The organism is Desulfovermiculus halophilus DSM 18834 (assembly GCF_000620765.1).
Taxonomy (GTDB): domain Bacteria; phylum Desulfobacterota; class Desulfovibrionia; order Desulfovibrionales; family Desulfothermaceae; genus Desulfovermiculus; species Desulfovermiculus halophilus.
This window is the reverse complement of the sequence record NZ_JIAK01000005.1, coordinates 115,817-134,179: the sequence shown is the minus strand read 5'-3', so window position 1 is coordinate 134,179 and position 18,363 is coordinate 115,817. Positions and strand designations below refer to the sequence as shown.

Genomic DNA, 18,363 nt, shown 5'->3' with positions numbered 1-18,363 from the left:
GCTCGAAGACAAACCAAACCCCGGCTGCGGCCAGGCATGAAGACGGCTGGCCTTCAAACCCTTGCGGTTGAGGCCTGCATGCGGTCTCACACGTAGACCACCGGCTCGTATTCTTCAAGCTTGGTGTGCACCTCCTCTCCGCCCAGATTGGCGGCCAGGTAGTACGGAGTCAGGGGTTCCAGGTGGAGTTCAAAGGTCTTGGCAAACTGGTCCTCGAACAGGGTCCGGGCCGTCCTCTGGGTCGAGCCCAGAAGTATCCGGTTGGTCCGCATGTTCCAGACCACGTCAAAGATTGCCGGAACCGGCAGAGTCTGCCTCAAAAGCCACAGTTTGACGTTCTCCTTCAGCTCCTTCTTGGCCTCCCGGCCGACGAATTTCTTGCCCTGCTCCTTGGCCTTGGCTGTGGCCTCCTGAAGGGCAACCTGATAATGTTTTTTAAATACCGCGGCGGGGATGCGCCGGGTATCCAAACGCAGGGCAAAAGCCACATACTCGCCTTTAAACGGGGATCCTGAAGCCCATTGCGTATCCAGCATGTCCTCAATACTCACCCATCCCCACGCATTTTCATCGGCTGTATCCTCGATCTCCTGGAAGCTGTCCCCGGCCAGGCGATCCTGGATCTCCAGCCACAGCCCTTTGGGCACATCCTCTACAATCCGGTACCGGGTAAAGCTCCCGCTGGCTGACATGATGCCCATGCCGTCTCCTTTGGTTTGCGTGTTGACCTCCGGTCTGGAACAAGGCATTTTTCATACTGTACGCAAGCCGTGATCAGGACCACAGGTATGACTCCGGGATACGCACACGTAAGCCGTGACCTTCTGGTTGCCAGAGCCAAGCAGGCGGTAGACGCCTTGGCCGAATGCAATCTATGCCCCAGACAGTGCGGGGTCAACAGAAGCAAGGGAGAGCTCGGCTATTGCCGGACCGGACGCCGGGCGGTGGTTGCCTCGGCCCATCTGCACTATGGAGAGGAAGCTCCTCTGGTCGGAAGCCGGGGCTCGGGGACCGTATTTTTTGCCGGATGCAGCCTCGGCTGTGTCTTCTGCCAGAACTACGACATCAGCCACGACACAGACCAAGGACACCCGGTCCGCGCCGGACAGCTGGCCGGGATCATGCTCGATCTTCAACGTCATGGGGCGGCAAACATCAATCTGGTCACCCCCTCCCATGTTGTTCCCCACATCCTGGAAGCATTGGTGGAGGCTGCCGCGTCCGGCCTGAATCTGCCCCTGGTCTATAACTGCTCCGGCTACGAACGGGTTGAGACCCTGCGCATGCTGGAAGGGATCGTGGACATCTACATGCCGGACATCAAATTCTATCACCCCGAACCAGCCGCGATCTATTGCCGGGCCGGGGACTATCCCCAGCAGGCCAGGGCGGCGGTCAAGGAAATGCATCGGCAGGTCGGGGACCTGGTCCTGGACCACGACGGCACTGCTGTCCGCGGGCTCTTGGTCCGCCACCTGCTCATGCCGGACCGCCTGGCCGGGACCATGGATTGGCTGCGTTTTGTGGTCCGGGAGATCTCCAAAGACACCTATATAAACATCATGGACCAGTACCGGCCGTGCGGACAGGCCTGGTCCTATCCAGAGCTCTGCGGGCCCATCCCCGCACAGGCCAGGGAAGAGGCCTTCGCCCATGCCAGGGCCCTGGGCCTGACCCGGATTGATCCAGGCCCCAAACGGCGCCTGCAGGACTTCTTCACGCTATGAAATAACTACTGTGTGGACCTGCCTTTCCTCCAGGAATGCAGGCCCGCCATCTGGACCATCGCCTATGCATACCACCCCTCAAAAGCTGTACATCGTCATGACCGGCCTGCCGGCCCGGGGAAAATCAACCATCGCCGCCCGGATCAAGGAAAGCTTTCTGGCCAGCGGCATCGCCACTGAGATTTTCAACAACGGGGACCTCCGCCGCCGCCTCATCGACCGAAACACCGCCAACTCAGACTTTTACGACCCAAACAACAAACAGAGCTCGGCCCTGCGCGAGCACATTGCGGTCACCAACATCAAGAATGCTGCCCACTTCATCGATCAGGGCGGTGAAGTGGCCATCCTGGATGCGACAAACGTCAGCCGCAAACGGCGGGAGCTCATCCTCTCCATGCTCACTGACCACCCTGTGCTCTTTATTGAGACCGTGAACAACGATCCGGAGATCCTGGAGGCCAACATCAACAGGAAGGCCCGCCTGCCGGAGTTCAGCCGCTTCGGGCACCAGGAAGCGGTGGCCAGCTTCAAGGAGCGGATCAGGTATTATCAACATATCTCCGACCCTTTCCAGAATGAAGCCAACTACATCCAGGTGGACTCCCTGCACAACAAGATCCTCAAATTCTGGCTCACCGATCACCTGCCTCACTTTGAGCAGCTCCGGGACCTGCTGGTCACCGACTACGTAAAGAACCTCTTCCTCGTCCGGCACGGGCAGACCACGGACAATCTCATAGAGCGGATCGGGGGCGATGCCCCGTTGACCGAAAAGGGACAGGAGCAGGCCTTCCGCCTGGGCGACGTGTTCAGTTCGGTCCCTCTGCCCTATATCTTCTGCAGCCAGAAGCAGCGGACCAGACAGACGGCCAAGCCGATCTGCGACAATCAGTCCTGCGGGTGCACCCTGGTACAGCTGGAGGAGTTCAATGAGATTGACGCCGGTATCTGCGAGGAGATGACCTACGAGGAGATCAAGGCCCAGATGCCCCATGTGTATTACGAACGGATGATGGACAAATACAACTACGTCTATCCCCAGGGTGAGGGATACGTGAGCATGCGGACCCGGATCGACAGGGGGGTGAAAAAGGCCCTGTTCTTAAGCGGAAATGCGGATCATATCGTTATTGTCGGGCACCGGGCGGTCAACCGGATGATCCTGGCCCATTTCCTCTACCGCCGGATTGAGGACGTTCCCTACATCTACGTCCCCCAGAACCAATATTACCATATTGTTTCCATGCAGCAGAAGAAGCTCTTTGAGCTGAAAAAGATCAGCTAGCCTCTACGCCCACGACCTGCACCGGGGCTGGCAAAGACCATTGAGAACCGCTCCACCTGATCTTGTAGACGGTATGCCCAGGTCTGGGCATACCGTCTAGGACAGCACGAACTGCAACTGGGGGACTGTCACTGTCCGAGCAAGACAATGAGCTCTTCTTCCACCCGCTGTGCGGTCAATCCGAAATAGGCGTACAGATCCGGTCCGGGGGCGGACTCGCCAAAACGGTCAATCCCCAGGACCCGTCCCCGGGTTCCCACATATGCGGCCCACCAGTCGGAGCTGCCGGCCTCCACCGCCAATCTGGCCTGCACCGCTGTGGGCAGAACGCTCTCCCTGTATTCCTCGCTTTGGGCCGCAAACACCTCGGCACAGGGCATGGAAACCACCCGCACCGCCCGGCCCTGGTGTCCCAGCCGTTCGGCCGCCTGCACGGCCAGCTCAACCTCGGATCCGGTGGCTATGACGATGGCCTGGGGGTACGCGTCCGGCTCAAACAGGATGTAGCCGCCTTTGGCGATGGCCTGAACCGTTTCCGGGCTCCGGTCCTGATGCTTTGTGCTCTGCCTGGAGAACAAAAGGGCGCTCGGCCCCTGGCGGGACAGGGCCGAAACCCAGGCCACAGCGCTCTCCACAGTGTCGCAGGGCCGCCAGACGTGCAGATTGGGCATCAAGCGCAGGGAAGAGGCATGTTCCACAGGCTGGTGGGTCGGGCCGTCCTCGCCAAGGCCGATGGAGTCGTGGGACAAAACATGAATGGCCCGAATCCCCATCAGGGCCGAGAGGCGGATGGCATTGCGCGCATAGTCGGAAAAGACCAGGAAGGTCCCCCCATAGGGGATCAGCCCCCCGTGCAGGGCCATGCCGTTCATGATTGCGGCCATCCCGAACTCGCGCACGCCGTAGTGCAGATAATTGCCTTCCCACCCCTCCTTGCTCACCGGGCGGGATCCGGACCACACGGTCTGGTTGGACCCGCTGAGGTCGGCAGAGCCGCCGAAAAGCTCCGGCAGCAGCGGACCAAGCTCTTCCAGGGCCATCTTGGACGCCTTTCTGGTGGCCATAACCTGGGCCTTGGCCTGCAGCTCATTGACCGCCTTCCAGGCCAGATGGGCAAAGTCCGGAGGCAGCTCCCCGGCCATGCGCCGCTTGAACTCCGCGGCCAGCTCGGGGTAATCAGCAGCGTACCTGGCAAGCATCTCCTCCCATTCTGCCTGGGCTTTGGCCCCGCTCTCCCTGGCATCCCAGCCCTGGGCGATGGCCTCGGGAACCACGAACGCTGGATGGTCCCATCCGAGCTTTGTGCGCACGGCCTGGATTTCCTCCTCTCCCAGAGGGGCGCCGTGGGCCTTGTGGCTTCCGGCCAGACCGGGGGACCCATAGGCAATCTGGGTCCGGCAGCAGATCAGGGTGGGGCGGTCCTGAACCTCCCGGGCCTGGTCCAGGGCCTGCACCACCGCCTGGCTGTCGTGGCCGTCCACCTCCGGGATCACATGCCAGCCGTAAGCCTCGAACCGCTTGGCTGTGTCGTCCCCGAACCAGGAGGCAATGTTGCCGTCAATGGAGATCCCGTTGTCGTCGTACACCGCGATCAGCTTGCCCAGCCCCAAGGTCCCGGCCAGGGAGCAGGCCTCGTGGGAGACACCCTCCATCATGCATCCGTCGCCGAGGAACACATAGGTGTGGTGATCGACCAGGGGAAACCCTTCCCGGTTGAACTGGGCGGCCAAGACCCGCTCAGCTATGGCCATTCCCACTGCATTGGCCATCCCCTGTCCCAGAGGCCCGGTCGTGGTCTCCACCCCTGGCGTGACCCCGTGCTCCGGGTGGCCGGGAGTCCTGGAATGCAGGCTGCGGAAGGCCTTGATGTCTTCTATGCCCAGATCGTATCCGCTCAGATGCAGCAGGGCATACAAGAGCATAGAGGCGTGCCCGTTGGACAGAACAAATCTGTCCCTGTTGGGCCAGGCCGGATCACTCGGATTGTGCACCAGGTAGTCGTTCCAGAGCACCTCGGCGATATCGGCCATGCCCATGGGCGCTCCGGGATGTCCGGATTTGGCCTTCTGGATGGCATCCAAACTCAATAAGCGCACAGCATTGGCGAGTTCCCTGCGGGACGGCATGATTCCTCCTTGCTTGACGGACAAAAGAAAGTCAGCATAGCATACCCAGCGCACAGCCGACGGGCCGGTTCTTCCCTCTGGTTCATTATTAATGAGGGCAAAAAGTTGCTTACTTTTTGCGCGCTGCACTGAAGCTGCGCGGGAAATACACTCCCGCTTGCGGACATAGCGCGAGCCCGGCCATAGGCGGGATAAAGAACATTTCGCACCCATTTGCAAAAATCTCGGGGCAACACCAGAGGGCCCGTCGCTTTCGCATAAAAGGACTTTGATCTGGAGTCAATCTTTTCTCATCGAGGTATTCATGCCCGCAGAGCCGTTCATTCTCTCCCCCTCCTTGCTTTCCTCTGACTTCAGCCGCCTGGCTGATGAGCTGCACGCCCTGGAACAGGCCGGTCTGCGCTGGGCGCACTGGGACGTCATGGATGGCCACTTTGTGCCCAATATCACCCTGGGACCGCCGTTCATAGCCGCCTGCCGCCGTCAAAGCGGCCTGTTCTTCGACGTGCATTTGATGATTGACCACCCGGATCGGTATGTGGACGAGTTTGTCCTTGCCGGCGCGGATCTGGTCTGCGTCCATGCCGAAGCCTGTGTCCACCTGGAACGCACCTTGAGCCGGATCAGGGAGCTGGGGGCCGAATGCGCGCTCGCCCTGAACCCGCACACCCCCCTGTCTGTTCTGGACTACGTCCTGCCCCAGCTGGACATGGTCCTGATCATGAGCGTGAACCCCGGATTCGGCGGCCAGTCGTTCATTCCCTTTTCCCTGGACAAGATCGCGGATCTGAAACAGATGATCACAGACAGAGGCTGTCGCTGCAGCATTCAGGTAGACGGCGGGGTGAACCTGGACAATGCCCAAAAGCTGGTTCGGGCCGGGGCGGACATTCTGGTCTCCGGCTCGGCCTTTTTCAAGCATCCGCCCTACGCGCAGCGGCTGCGTGAGTTCCTGGAAGCGGCCGGGAGCAGGCCGTAAGGGTTCGCCAAGATGCGCAAAGGAGCCGGGCTTGGCCTCAAGCCCGGCCCACTCCACGGCTTGGACTTTCCTTCAGTCTCCCTTTTCCAGCTCCACGATCTTCATCTCTGGAAACTCGGACAGCTGATCCTGGACCATATCCCGGTTGCCGACCATGAGCGTCTGCAGCCGGTCCGGGTGCAGATGCCGGGCCGCTGCCCTGTTCACATCCTTGACCCGGACATCCCTGATGTTCTCGACCAACCGTTCAAAGCTGTCCGCCGGCATGTCCCGATAGGCATAGTACAGCTGGCGGTCCAGGATCTCTTTGGGCGTCTCGTAACGAAAGACCAGGGAGTTGACGAACTCCTCCTTGGCCCGCTGCAGTTCCTCCCCGGTGACCCCGTCCCTGTGCAGGGTGACAATCTCTTTTTTCAAGGCCTTGGTCGCCAGGACCATATTCGCGCTCCGGGTCTTCAGTCCGGCCAGGAAAACCCCGGGATAAAAGTACTTGCTCCCGAAGCGCCCATAGACGGAATAGGCCAGCCCCATCCGGCTCCGCAGGTTCTGGAACAGACGGCTGGAAAAGCCCTGACTGAGGACTGCGTTCATGACCTGCAGGGCGGCATAGTCCTTGCTTTGACGCAGGCCACCCTTATGGCCCATGAGTATGGACACCTGATTCACCCCGGGCATATGGATGAACTGCTGCTTCGGCTCCCCGGAGGCTTCCACAGGAGGAAAGTCCAGCTGCACAGGTTTTCCGGCCGGAACGGCGCTCATGCTCTCAGCCAGCATGGTCTGGACCCGCTCCGCCCGCACATCCCCAACCACTCCGATGAGCATATTGGCCCCGGTAAAGTGCCGGGCATGCAGATCCCGGATATCATCCCTCCGCACATCTTGAACCGTTTCTGGGTCAGGCAGACGGCCGTAGACGGTCTCCGGACCGTAGACCAGACGCTTGAACTCCCGAAAGGCCACTTCCTGCTGATTGTCGTTTCGCCTGGCGATTTCGGTCAGCACCTGCTTTTTGGCCCATGCTATCTTGTCCTCCGGAAACCGGGGGTGGGCCAGGAGGTCTCCCAGCACCGGCACCAGGCTGTCCAGGTCCCGGCGCAGAAGGTCCAGAGAAATCTTGGTGGAGGCAAAGCGCATATCAACCGAGAGCTTGGCCGCCTTGTTCTCCAGGAGGGCATTCAGCTCTTCCCCTGGGTAGGACCTGCTTCCCCCGCTGCGCAGGGCCTTGACGGCCACTTTTCCCAGACCTTCCTGTCCCTCCGGCACCTGGGCCTCTCCACAGCGGACCAGGACCTGGATCCGGACCAGGGGCAGCTCATGATCCTCAATGACCACCACCCGGGCCTTGTTGGGCAGAGTAAAGGTCTGCGGCTGCACATGGGGCCAATCGGAAAGCTGCGGAAAGGTCAGCTCAGTATAATGCGGCGGGGCGTCGCTCCAGCCCGGCGCAGCGACACAGCACATCCCCAGGACCAGGAGCAACCCGAACATAAATCTGGACATAGGACAGCCTTCCCTTAATTCTTCGTTTTGCCTTGTGGCTTGCTGTTTTGCACCAGGCGGACCTCAACCCTTGTATCCGGATCCAAATGGGTCCCCACCGCCTTGCGGATCTCTCCGGGCTGAACATCCTCCAGACGTCTGAGGGCCAGGAAGGCCTCCCGCCAGTCCCCGTCCAGGAGCTGGGCCTTGGCCAGGCTCCTGGCCAGCCCGAGATTGGAATCCAGGCTGCGCAGAAGCCGGGCCCGGGCCTTACCTTTCACCCTCTTAAGCTCCTGGTCAGAGACGTCAGTGGTGCGCATGCGGGCCAGCTGCTCATCTATGCCCGCTGCCAGATCGTCCAGAGACACCCCGGCATTGGGCAGGGCAAAGAGCACAAACAGTCCGGGGTCGACATCTGCAGGATATCCGGAGAAGGTCCCCACCTGAGCGGCCAGCTCCTGTTTCTGAACCAGAGAGGTATACAGGCGGGAGGTCCGGCCCTGACTGAGGATGTCACTGGCCAGCTCCAGAGCCGGGGCCTGGGGATGGAAGCGGCTCACTCCGGAGTAGGTCCGGGCCAAGACAGGCTGGGCCCGGCTGGAGATTTTTAGCTGCTTTGTTCCCAGGCGTTCAGGCTCCTTTGTCTGGACCTCCGGGGGCCTGGGCCCTGTGGGCAGAGCGCCGAAGTATTCCTCCGCCCAGGCCCGGATCTGCTCCGGGTCTACATCTCCGGCCACCGCGCAGACCATATTCTCCGGGACGTAGTATTTTTCGTACAGTCTGGTCAGATCCGAGGGCAGGGCGGCCTTGATCTCGGACTCCCAGCCGATGACCGGGTTCCGGTAGGGGTGGGCCACAAAGGATGCTGCCAGCAGGCGTTCCATCATCCGCCCGATGGGGCTGGAGTCAACCCGCATCCGGCGTTCTTCCAGAACCACCTCTTTTTCAGTGAAGAACTCCCGCCACACCGGGTCCCGCAGGCGTTCCGACTCCAGGCTGAACCACAGCTCAGCCCTGTTCGCCGGCAGGCTGCAGAAATACATGGTGTACTCCGAAGAAGTGGCCGCGTTCAGGTCCGTGCCCCCATTGGCCTCAATAATGGAGGCGAACTCGTTGGGCTGGACATAGGACTTGGCTTTCTCCCGCAGGCGTTCAAACTTCTCCTTTCTGGCTTGCACGGTGTCCTGGGCTGCGTCATTGGACTTTTGGGCCCTGCGCCAGCTTAGGTAGGCCTGCTCCAGCTGGTCCAAAACCTCTTCTTCCGCCTCCCAATTCGTGGTCCCGATCCTGGAAGTGCCTTTAAAGGCCATATGCTCCAGCATATGGGCCAGACCACTCAGTCCGGCCGGCTCATCCACACTACCCACGTCGACCATGGTCACAAAGCTGGCCACCGGGGCCTGATGGCGCTCGATGACCACAAAGCTCAGCCCGTTGTCCAGGGTGAATCGGCTTACCTTGCCCTCCATCCTGGTCAGCAGGTCGTTTTCGGCTGCGCAGACCTGAAACGCGCAGGCCAGGATACCCACAACACACAGCAGACAACACTGCCACAGAGATGCTTTCCACGCTGTCTTCATATCGGACTTTCCTTGGTCTTTGCAAAAAACTGGGTCAAGACGTGATCGCTGGCACCTTCGTTGGATGCTCAGGATTTCCCATACACCATATTCCTCGTCAAACCAAGCCTGGAAAATATCCAGAGAGGAGATGACATCACTGCTCTCCTCACCTAGAATAGACAAAACAGCCTGCTTCTTTTCCCCCAACCCGACGTGCGGTCCATGAACACGACACACTTTCAGCAACACTTCCTGTTCAGAATTGTCGCCTGGCTTGGGGCCTCGGTGCTCTGTGTCGCCTCCGCTCTGGGCTTCGTCCTCCTGGCTGCTGAGATCGGGATTAAAAACAGTCCCCGCATCCAGCAAGCCCTCCTCGCTCGCATCCAAGACTCCCTGCCCGTTCCCGTGCAAGCCGCTGATATGGAGCTGGACTTCTTCCCCTTGCCCCTGGTCCGGGCCAGCGGGGTTGAGATCCACCTTCCCCGGGCCGGCCTGGTCACCGCCAAGGAATTGGAAATCAGGCCCAGCTTTGAACACCTCCTCCTGGGCAGGCTGAGCCTTGCCGAAGCTGTGGCCACCGGCCCCAGGGTTGACCTGGACATCTCCGCTCCAGAACAGGATCTCGGGCAGGAGAAAATGCAGGCCGTCATTCAGAAGATTTCCTCTGCCCTGCCTCAGGGTGCCGAGCTGGGCATCGTTTCCGGAACCCTGGGCCTATCCTTCCCCCAGGGAAAACAGGTGATCTTTACCCGGGTTTTTGCCCGGCTGGCCCATGCGGAAACAATCACCCTGGACCTGCAGACCCGGGGGGACCTGGCCCACAGCCTCCACCTCTTTGCCGAAATCCCCGCGAATCAGGACCAGATCCAGGGCACCGCCCAGATCGAGGGACTGCAGGCGGATCGGGTCCTGTCCCTTTTGGGTCCACCTGAGCTCCCCCTGTGCTTTCAATCAGGCTTTGTGACCATCAACAGCAGCTTCACAGTGCACAATGACCTGCGGCTGAATGCCCATCTGGACCTGACCGCCGAGAACCTGCGGGTCAGCACACAACACAGCACCCGGGATATCAGCGGCCTTGCCGTTGAAAGCACCCTACAGCTCCAGGCATCATCCCTGTATGCCGATATCCATGATGCTCGCCTTCGGGACCCCCAGATCTCCCTGACCGGACAGATAGGGGCGGACTTTGAACATCCGTGGCTGCAGCTGGGCGTGCAGGGACGGGATCTGATCGTCCCCCCCGTGGCCGGGATATGCATGGACCTGTTTCCCAAATCCAAGTTCCTGAATAAGCTTTTCGGAGTGATCCGCGCAGGCCGCGTTCCCGATCTGCATATCAGCACCCACGGATCAAACACCGAGGAGCTCAAGCGCGAGCTCCTTATCCAGGGTCGTATGGAAGAAGGCACCCTGCACATCCCCAAGCTCGACCTGACCCTGCGGGAAGCCGACGGATACGCCTGGGTCAAGGAGAAAATCCTGTACGGTTCCGGAATTTCGGCCCGAATGGACCGGGCCAGGGGCTGGGAGGGGAGCTTCCGCTTCGGCCTGGAAGACAGAGAGGACAGACCCTTCGCCCTTTCCATGCAGGTTTCCGGCCCTGTGGAGCACATCCCCGCTATTTTGCATACAACAGTCAAGGACCAGGCGTTTATCCGTGAACTGCAAGGACTGAGCGATATTCACGGCAGGGCCCGGGGAGAGCTGGACCTGACAAAGACCCCTCAGGGCCTGAATATCGACATCCTGGCCCGGGAGTTCACCATCAACGGCGGACATCAGCGGCTTCCCTGGTCCGTGACGGCCAAGGGGACAAATCTGCGCATCACCAATCGCCGCCTGACCGTGGAGTCAGCTCAGACCGAGCTGGGTTCCAGCCGGCTGGAACTCAGCGATGCCGCCCTGACCTGGAAAGATGAGCCGGCCCTGGACATCCGCGGTATGCACGGGCGGCTGGACCTTGGATCATTCTGGCCCTGGATTCAGGATCTCTCCGGTGAACTGGCCCCAAACAACGCTTTGAGCCGGCTGAACCTGCTCGGTCGGGCCGATGTCTCAGAAGCCTCCCTCAATCTCCCCTTGTCCTCTCCCCGGAAAAGAAGGCTGGAGTTTAGGGCTCAAGTCCACAACGTTCGCGTCGATCATCCCGTGTTGTCCCAGCCCGCAGACCTCACTTCCGGGCAGATCGTCTGGGGGCCGCAGCGAAGCGCGGTCCGCAACCTGAGTCTGAGCTTTCTCGACGGTCAAGCCGAAATAGACGCAGTGCTGCCTGGATTGCCTGTGGACTGGAAAACACCTGGCCTGGACCTTGAATTCGACGGCCGGTTCGGCCCGCACAGTGCCCGGCTGATACAGAGATTGGCCGGGGTTCCCTCCCCTTTTCAGGTCCAGGGGCCCCTGAGCATTGATCAGGGCCGGTTCCAGCATCAGGCCGGGGGGACCTTTGTCCTCCGGGCCCGCCTCGGCTTCGGCTCCGGGCTTGGTGCCGCACTGGATGTCCTGTGGGGTGCGGACCAGATTGAGCTCAGGGAGTTTTCGATCCAGGACCATGACCTGCGGGGGACTCTTTCCGGGAGCAGAACAGGCCCCTGGATTCAGGCTTCCCTTGCCGGGCGGATCCGTCCGGCAGCCCTGGAGCGCATCTTTGACCAGCCCTGGATCACCGGGACACAGGGGATGATCTCCGGTGATCTGCAGGCCCGGCTCAATACATCTTCATGGGGTTTGGACCAGGTCCGGGGCGGGATCCAGATCACTGAGACCGGCCTGAAGCCGGAAGGCATCCCGGAGCTCACCCTGCACCGCCTTAGGCTACAGGCCGAATCTCAGGCCTCTTTGAGGATTGACGACGCATCCCTGGCCTGGGACGGACATGAGATTGCTGTCCAGGGCACAATGCAGGGCACAGATGCAAAAAAGACCGTCCTCGACCTCAACATCCAGGCCGAGGAGGCGGACTGGTCGTGGGTCACGTCCAGATTCAGCTCCTTGGCCTCCAGATTCTCCTCGGATGAGGACCACGGGTTGCCGGCAGTCCAGGGCCGGGTCACGACCCGGGTGGAAACCTTTCGCTACCACAACCGGATCATATCTCCCTTGCATCTGACCTGGAATCTCCAGCCGAATGCCCCCTTGACCGTCCGCATCCATGAGCAGAGCGCCCTGTGCGGGATCTCTGTGCCGGGGAAGATCACCCTGCCCCAGGAGGAGATTGGGTTTACAGTTGCTCCCTCCTGCCAGCAGCAACCCCTGACGCCGATCCTGGAGTGCCTGACCGGATCCAGCAGGGAACTGGCCACCGGCACCCTGGACCTGCGCGGGCACCTGGGTGGCACTGCCCCGGATGCACAAGACCTGGCCTCCCACCTGCACGGCGAACTGAACATCGAGGTCACTGACGGCCGACTGCTGAGGTACTCCATCCTGGCCAGGGTCCTTGAGGTCATAAACAGCACAGAGATCTTCTTCGGCAGCTTGCCGGATCTGGAGAACGAAGGGATCCGATTTGCCAGCCTGCAGGCCTCAGCCCGGATGCAGGGCTCTCGGATCAAGGTCGACCATGGGCTTGTTGACGGCCACAGCCTGGAAATGGGATTCTCCGGCACGGTTGATCTTGGACAAGAGACCGTGGATATCGTCGTCTTGGTCGCCCCCCTGAAGACCTTGGACCGGCTGATAAAAAAAATCCCGGTCATCAGCGGGTTGACCCGGGGGAATCTGGTCACTATCCCTGTGCGGGTCACCGGCTCCTGGCAGAATCCAAAGGTCATCCCCTTATCCCCTCAGGCTGTGAGCAAGGAGCTTGTGGACTTGATGCACAGGACCCTCAAACTGCCCCTAAAAATCTTTCAGCCCTTTACCGATGAGCATAATGAAGACAAAAAAGCCCTCGGCGAGTGATCCGGTTTCTGACCTGCTCCCCAAACAACCCACGTTCAGCCCTGCCCACCCCTTGCCCCGGGGGGCGAAATGCACCCGCTGCCGTGGGCAGGCCGAGATCCACCTGCCCTCCCATCACGCCAACTTCTGTCCGGACTGCTTTCTGCACTTTGTGCACACCGCAGTGGGCAGGGGATTAAAAGAGATGAAGTTTCAGCCCCGTCCCGTCATGGTCGCGGTGTCCGGAGGCAAGGACTCCCTGGCTGTCTGGGATCTTGTGCATCAGCTGGGGTATGAGACCAGGGGCCTGCACCTTAATCTGGACATCCCGGGGTTTTCCGAGGCCTCCAGCCGGGCAGTGGCCGACTTTGCCTTACCCCGCGGCCTGGGCTGGAGCGAGTACAGCCTCAAGGAGATCTTCGGGTACTCCATTCCCGAGGTTCACGGTCTGTTGCGGGGGAAGACCTGTTCCGTCTGTGGACGGCTCAAACGGGCCTACTTCAATCGGCTCACCGCCGGGGAAGGGTTTAATACCCTGGTCACCGGCCATAACCTGGACGACGAGGCCGGGCGGCTTCTGGGCAACCTCGTGGGCAGGCGCCTGGAGCACGTGGCCAAGCAATATCCCTACCTGCCGTCGCCCCACCCCCGGATCCCGGCCAAGCTCAAGCCCCTGTACCGCCTGGAGATCAAGGAGCTTCTGGCCTACTGCGAGCTGCGGGGGATTGTCCCGGTGCATGAAACCTGCTCCTTTTCCCGGGGAGCGACCTCCCACACCTTCAAGCAGGCCCTGGAGCTTATGGAACAGTCCATGCCCGGAACCAAACGCAGCTTTCTCTTTTCCTATCTGCGGGATAAACCAACGGCTACGCAAGGGACAAGCCAGGTCCGGGAACGCCCGGAGACCGAGGGGAGGGAAACAGACGAGGACACCGCATCCGGCTTCGGCACATGCCGCGTGTGCGGGGAGCCGGCCTATGCCGATCTATGCGGCATTTGCAGCTTATACAACCGCCTGGTGGAAAAATCCAAACCCTGAGGCCTTTATGTCCACTGCCCGTGTTTCAGCCAGCCTCCATTCCCTGCCCCACGCCCTGCACTCCTTTCAGGAGGTGGTCACTGGGCTGGAAGACAGGATGCCGGCCGTGTTTCTGGATTACGACGGGACCCTGACCCCCATCGCAGATCATCCTGATCTGGCGGAGCTTTCCGAGCCGGTGCGGGACACTCTTCGCCGCTTGGCCCGCCTGAGCTGGACCGGAATCATCAGTGGCCGGGACCTGGACAATATCCGGGGCCTGGTCCAGGTGGACGGCCTGATCTACGCCGGAAGCCACGGTTTCGATCTGCTGATCCCCGGTCACGGACGGATTGAGCCGCATCCCCCTTCACCCGTCCTGGACCGGGTCGAACAGGAACTGCGCACCCTGCTCCAGGCCTTTCCAGGCGTGCACCTCGAGCGCAAGCGGCACTCCCTGGCCGTACATTACCGTCAGGCACTGCCCCGGGACCTGGATGCAGTCCAGGCCGGGGTGGAAAGAGTCCTGGCCCTCCACCAGGGACTCCGGCACTTTGGGGGCAAGAAAGTGATCGAAATCCAGCCCAACCTGGAATGGGACAAGGGACAAGCGCTCCTGTATATCTTGGACCTCCTTCCTGCTTGGAAAGGGCGGGGCGCACCCATCTATATCGGAGATGACACCACAGACGAACACGCCTTTGCCGTGCTCCCCCTGCCTGGGGCAGGCATCTGCGTCAGCGAAGAGGAGCGCACCACCCGGGCCGCTTACCGGCTGAACACCCCCCGGGAGGTCCACCTCTTTTTGGAAAAGCTCCTCCGATGGCTGGAAGGTAACGGCCCCTCTGGGTAGCCTGAGGGCAGAGACCTCATCGTTCCGGCGGCACAGCACCCATGGATGAGGAAAGAACGGGGCCCGGATCAGGGTTATTCAAAGTCCTGATCGTAATTGGTGAAAACATCCTCGTCGTCGCCAAAAACCACTTCATCCTGAATGCGTATTCTGTCCACCACATGCTCCAGCTGCAGGTCGTCGCGCAACAGGCGCATGAGCTGTTGATACTGCTCCGCCGAGGGCAGGACCCCTTCCACGGAAACAATCCCGTTTTGGCATTGGATATGAAAGTTCTCCGTGTCGATCTCTCCTTGGTCCAATATGCGGTCCAGTATTGCCTCTTCCACCTCTTCGTCAGAAAGATTTTCCATCTCTTCAGCAAAAGACGGGCCTTCCGGGTATTCTTCATCCGCCATAGACCTCTCCTTGAACCAGGGGTTATTGTACCTGTGAGCGAAAATATTGGATTTGGGTCCGGTGGTCAATGTGGGCCCTGGACAGATCGCTGGATCTGGAGATACCATGCGCATGAGCATTGAGGCTCTTCGACACAGAAGAGATGGCAAACTCCAAAAATCCACAGGCTACGTCGAAGAACCAGCATTGATTATACTTCTGCCTGGAGACCTGTGTATGACCACCTCACCCCCTACTTCCTGGATGAGCAGACGCTCGTTTCTTGCCCTGAGCATGGGCGCGGCCGCAGGAACCCTGTCCGGATGCGCCGTCAACCCGGTGACCGGCCAGTCCCAGTTCATGCTCATGTCCAGAGAACAGGAGATTCAGATAGATAGTGAACGCTCCCCGCACCAGTTCTCAGCCGACTACGGAGTGATCCGGGATTCGGGCCTCAACGCCTATATCAACCGGACTGGACAGGGCCTGGCCGCCCTGACCCACCGGCCGGACATGCCCTACTCCTTTCAAGGAGTAAACGCCGCCTACGTCAACGCCTATGCCTTTCCAGGCGGGAGCATTGCGGTAACCAGGGGCATACTGGTGGAGATGGAGAACGAGGCCGAGCTGGCCGCCCTGCTCGGGCATGAGCTCGCCCACGTCAACGCCAGGCATACCGGTGAACAAATGACCAAGGGCGTCTTTGTCTCCGCACTCTTGACCGGAGCCGGCATAGCCCTGGGAGACGACGACACCTACGCTGCCTTGCTTTCCAACCTTGGCGGCCTCGGGGCGAGCATGCTTCTGGCCAAGTACAGCCGGGACAATGAACGGGAAGCAGATGCCCTGGGCATGGAATACATGGTTCAAGCCGGCTACAGTCCCCAGGGGATGATCGGCCTGCAGGACATGCTGGTCAACCTCTCCTCCCGGCAGCCCTCGGCCCTGGAGACCATGTTCTCCACCCATCCCATGTCCAGGGAACGGCTGCAGACCGCCCGGCGGACCGCCGAATCCCGCTTTGGGTATGCGGCGCAGAACCCGGTGTACAAGGAACGCTACATGGACCAGACCGCGGACCTGCGCAAGATCAAGCCGGCCATCAAAGCCATGCAGGACGGCCAGAAGCAGATGGCCGCAAAGGACTATGCCCAAGCAGAAGCATCATTTAGCCGGGCCCTCCAGGTCGCTCCGGACGACTATGCCGCCTTGGTTATGATGTCCCAGGCCCTCATGGCCCTCGGGCGTCCCCGGGAGGCTGAGCGTTACGCCCAGCAGGCGGAAGAGGTTTATCCCCGGGAAGCGCAGGCCAAATACATGACCGGGGTGATCAATCTGGAGCAGGGGGATTACGAGACCGCTCTGCATTCCTTTTCCTCCTACGACCAAGTCCTGCCCGGCAATCCCATGACCACCTTCCTGCAAGGCCTGTCCTTGGAGGGAATGGGCCGCAAAGAGTCGGCCGCCTCCAGGTATATGCAGTTTCTGCGCCAAGGCAGCCAGGGAAACCAGGCCCGGTATGCCTATTCCCGACTCAAGGAATGGGGCTATATCCGCTGACCAACCCACCCGGTGCCGGCCTTGGGATCCAATACTGGATCGCTCTGTTCCCTCCGGATAGAGACCGGCTCGGCTTGCTTTGGGCATGCAAAAGGTCTACAAGGGCTGGTCTACGGGCCGACTCTGTCCGTCAAACCGTCGTATCGATCTTTTTTTTTCAAAAGATCGACGCACAACCATACTGACCTCAGCAATGACCGATACGACCACTGATTCGAAGATTCAAACCGCATTGCCCCCAAGCGTGACCACTGTCCGTCTAGAGGACAAGACCGTGCATATCGTGGGCACTGCCCATGTCTCCCATGCCAGTGTCCGGGACGTGGAGACCGCCATCTCCCAGATCCGGCCGGAGACCGTCTGCGTCGAGCTCTGTCCTTCCCGGCATCAGGCCATGACCCGGCCCGATGACTGGAAAAACATGGATCTCTTCAAGGTGGTCAAGGAGAAAAAGGCCCTTTTCCTCCTCCTGCAGCTGATTCTTTCCGGCTTTTACCGCTCCATAGCCAAGCAACTGGGGATCCAGCCCGGGGCGGAGATGCTGGCTGCCGTGACCCAGGCTCGAGAGCAGGGGGCGAATCTGGTCCTGGCCGACCGGGATGTGAACATTACCCTGAAAAGGGTCTGGGGCTATCTGCCCTGGTGGCAGAAGCTGAAGATGCTCTTTCACCTTGTGGGCACCCTGATCGTCCCGGACAAGGTGGATGAGTCCAGCATTGAAGAGCTCAAGGACAAGGACCAGCTGGAAGTGGTCATGGATCAGGTCGCTCGAGCCTACCCTCAGGTCAAGAAACGGCTCATCGATGAACGGGATCTGTACCTGGCCCATGCAATCCAGAACGCCCCCGGCCGGGTTGTTGTCGCCGTGGTCGGGGCCGGACACGTCCCGGGAATAGTCAAGGCCCTGCCCTCGCAGATCGACCCGGCCCCTCTTCAAGAACTCCCCCCGCCCGCGAAATGGCCGAGAGTCCTCAAATGGCTCATCCCGGCCATTATTCTCGGCCTCCTTGTCTACGGATTTATTCAAGGACCGGAGCAGTCGATCCAGTCCGTCTCCATCTGGGTCCTGGTCAACGGCATTTTCTCCGCTCTGGCCGTTGCCCTGGCCCTGGCCCATCCAATCACCATTGTTTCCACCTTTGTGGCCGCTCCACTCACCAGCCTGAATCCCACTGTGGCTGCCGGCTGGGTTGCCGGCCTGGTGCAGGCCTGGGTCAAAAAGCCCACTGTGGCCGACCTGGAGGGCCTGCCCGGAGCTCTTGGTTCTGTGCGCAGCTTCTGGCTCAATCCTGTGTGCCGCATCCTCCTGGTTGTGGTTTTGGCCAACCTGGGCAGCTCCCTGGGCACATTCGTGGCCGGAGGGTGGATCGCCAGCCGGCTGTTTTAGGTCTTCTCCCCGCCCTCTCAGCAGCCTTCCTTGACAACCAGCCCAGCATGTCTATGTATTGCAATTGGAGATTTCTTCGGGCCTGGGCTGCCCAGGGGCGAAGGAATCTCAGGCTGGCCCC

Annotated in this window: 13 protein-coding genes; 8 read left to right on the top strand and 5 right to left on the bottom strand. The window is 60.6% G+C overall.

The window, feature by feature from the left end; translation table 11 throughout:
- Positions 1-86: 86 nt before the first annotated feature.
- On the bottom strand, positions 87-701 hold the full coding sequence (gene rdgC / locus N902_RS0101950) for a recombination-associated protein RdgC (RefSeq protein ID WP_027369559.1): 615 nt from the start codon (positions 699-701) through the stop codon (positions 87-89).
- An 87-nt stretch (positions 702-788) separates the two neighbouring features.
- Between rdgC and N902_RS0101945 the strand changes: the two genes are divergently transcribed.
- Together N902_RS0101945 and N902_RS0101940 are read left to right on the top strand one after the other, a co-directional pair.
- On the top strand, positions 789-1,727 hold the full coding sequence (locus N902_RS0101945; RefSeq protein ID WP_027369558.1) for a radical SAM protein: 939 nt from the start codon (positions 789-791) through the stop codon (positions 1,725-1,727).
- A gap of 64 nt (positions 1,728-1,791) precedes the next feature.
- A complete protein-coding gene (locus tag N902_RS0101940) occupies positions 1,792-3,015 on the top strand; it encodes a histidine phosphatase family protein (protein WP_027369557.1) in 1,224 nt (407 codons plus the stop codon).
- Between the two features lie 128 nt (positions 3,016-3,143).
- Here N902_RS0101940 and tkt read toward each other — a convergent pair whose 3' ends face one another.
- Positions 3,144-5,141, bottom strand: a complete 1,998-nt coding sequence (gene tkt / locus N902_RS0101935; protein WP_027369556.1) for a transketolase — start codon at positions 5,139-5,141, stop codon at positions 3,144-3,146.
- Between the two features lie 304 nt (positions 5,142-5,445).
- On the opposite strand from tkt, the gene rpe reads away from it, so the two are divergent.
- A complete protein-coding gene (rpe, locus tag N902_RS0101930) occupies positions 5,446-6,120 on the top strand; it encodes a ribulose-phosphate 3-epimerase (RefSeq protein WP_027369555.1) in 675 nt (224 codons plus the stop codon).
- 72 nt (positions 6,121-6,192) lie between these two features.
- Here rpe and N902_RS0101925 read toward each other — a convergent pair whose 3' ends face one another.
- Together N902_RS0101925 and N902_RS15955 are read right to left on the bottom strand one after the other, a co-directional pair.
- On the bottom strand, positions 6,193-7,623 hold the full coding sequence (locus tag N902_RS0101925; RefSeq protein WP_027369554.1) for a M16 family metallopeptidase: 1,431 nt from the start codon (positions 7,621-7,623) through the stop codon (positions 6,193-6,195).
- 14 nt (positions 7,624-7,637) lie between these two features.
- Complete coding sequence (locus N902_RS15955) at positions 7,638-9,182, bottom strand: M16 family metallopeptidase (RefSeq protein ID WP_051564109.1); 1,545 nt, start codon at positions 9,180-9,182, stop codon at positions 7,638-7,640.
- Between the two features lie 204 nt (positions 9,183-9,386).
- On the opposite strand from N902_RS15955, the gene N902_RS0101915 reads away from it, so the two are divergent.
- The 3 genes from N902_RS0101915 to otsB are packed head-to-tail and all read left to right on the top strand — an operon-like array spanning position 9,387 to position 14,917.
- A complete protein-coding gene (locus N902_RS0101915; protein ID WP_027369553.1) occupies positions 9,387-13,067 on the top strand; it encodes an AsmA-like C-terminal domain-containing protein in 3,681 nt (1,226 codons plus the stop codon).
- On the top strand, positions 13,039-14,085 hold the full coding sequence (locus tag N902_RS0101910) for an adenine nucleotide alpha hydrolase family protein (RefSeq protein WP_208596250.1): 1,047 nt from the start codon (positions 13,039-13,041) through the stop codon (positions 14,083-14,085). Before N902_RS0101915 ends, N902_RS0101910 begins: the two co-directional genes overlap by 29 nt.
- 7 nt (positions 14,086-14,092) lie before the next feature.
- Positions 14,093-14,917, top strand: a complete 825-nt coding sequence (gene otsB, locus N902_RS15950; RefSeq protein ID WP_034621250.1) for a trehalose-phosphatase — start codon at positions 14,093-14,095, stop codon at positions 14,915-14,917.
- 74 nt (positions 14,918-14,991) lie between these two features.
- Here otsB and N902_RS0101900 read toward each other — a convergent pair whose 3' ends face one another.
- The gene (locus N902_RS0101900; protein WP_027369551.1) at positions 14,992-15,315 is read right to left on the bottom strand and encodes a BON domain-containing protein; all 324 of its coding nucleotides are present in this window, start codon (positions 15,313-15,315) and stop codon (positions 14,992-14,994) included.
- Positions 15,316-15,532: 217 nt separating this feature from the next.
- Between N902_RS0101900 and N902_RS0101895 the strand changes: the two genes are divergently transcribed.
- Both N902_RS0101895 and N902_RS0101890 read left to right on the top strand, forming a co-directional pair.
- A complete protein-coding gene (locus N902_RS0101895) occupies positions 15,533-16,855 on the top strand; it encodes a M48 family metalloprotease (RefSeq protein WP_027369550.1) in 1,323 nt (440 codons plus the stop codon).
- 193 nt (positions 16,856-17,048) lie between these two features.
- The gene (locus N902_RS0101890) at positions 17,049-18,242 is read left to right on the top strand and encodes a TraB/GumN family protein (protein WP_051564107.1); all 1,194 of its coding nucleotides are present in this window, start codon (positions 17,049-17,051) and stop codon (positions 18,240-18,242) included.
- The last annotated feature ends 121 nt before the right edge of the window (positions 18,243-18,363 follow it).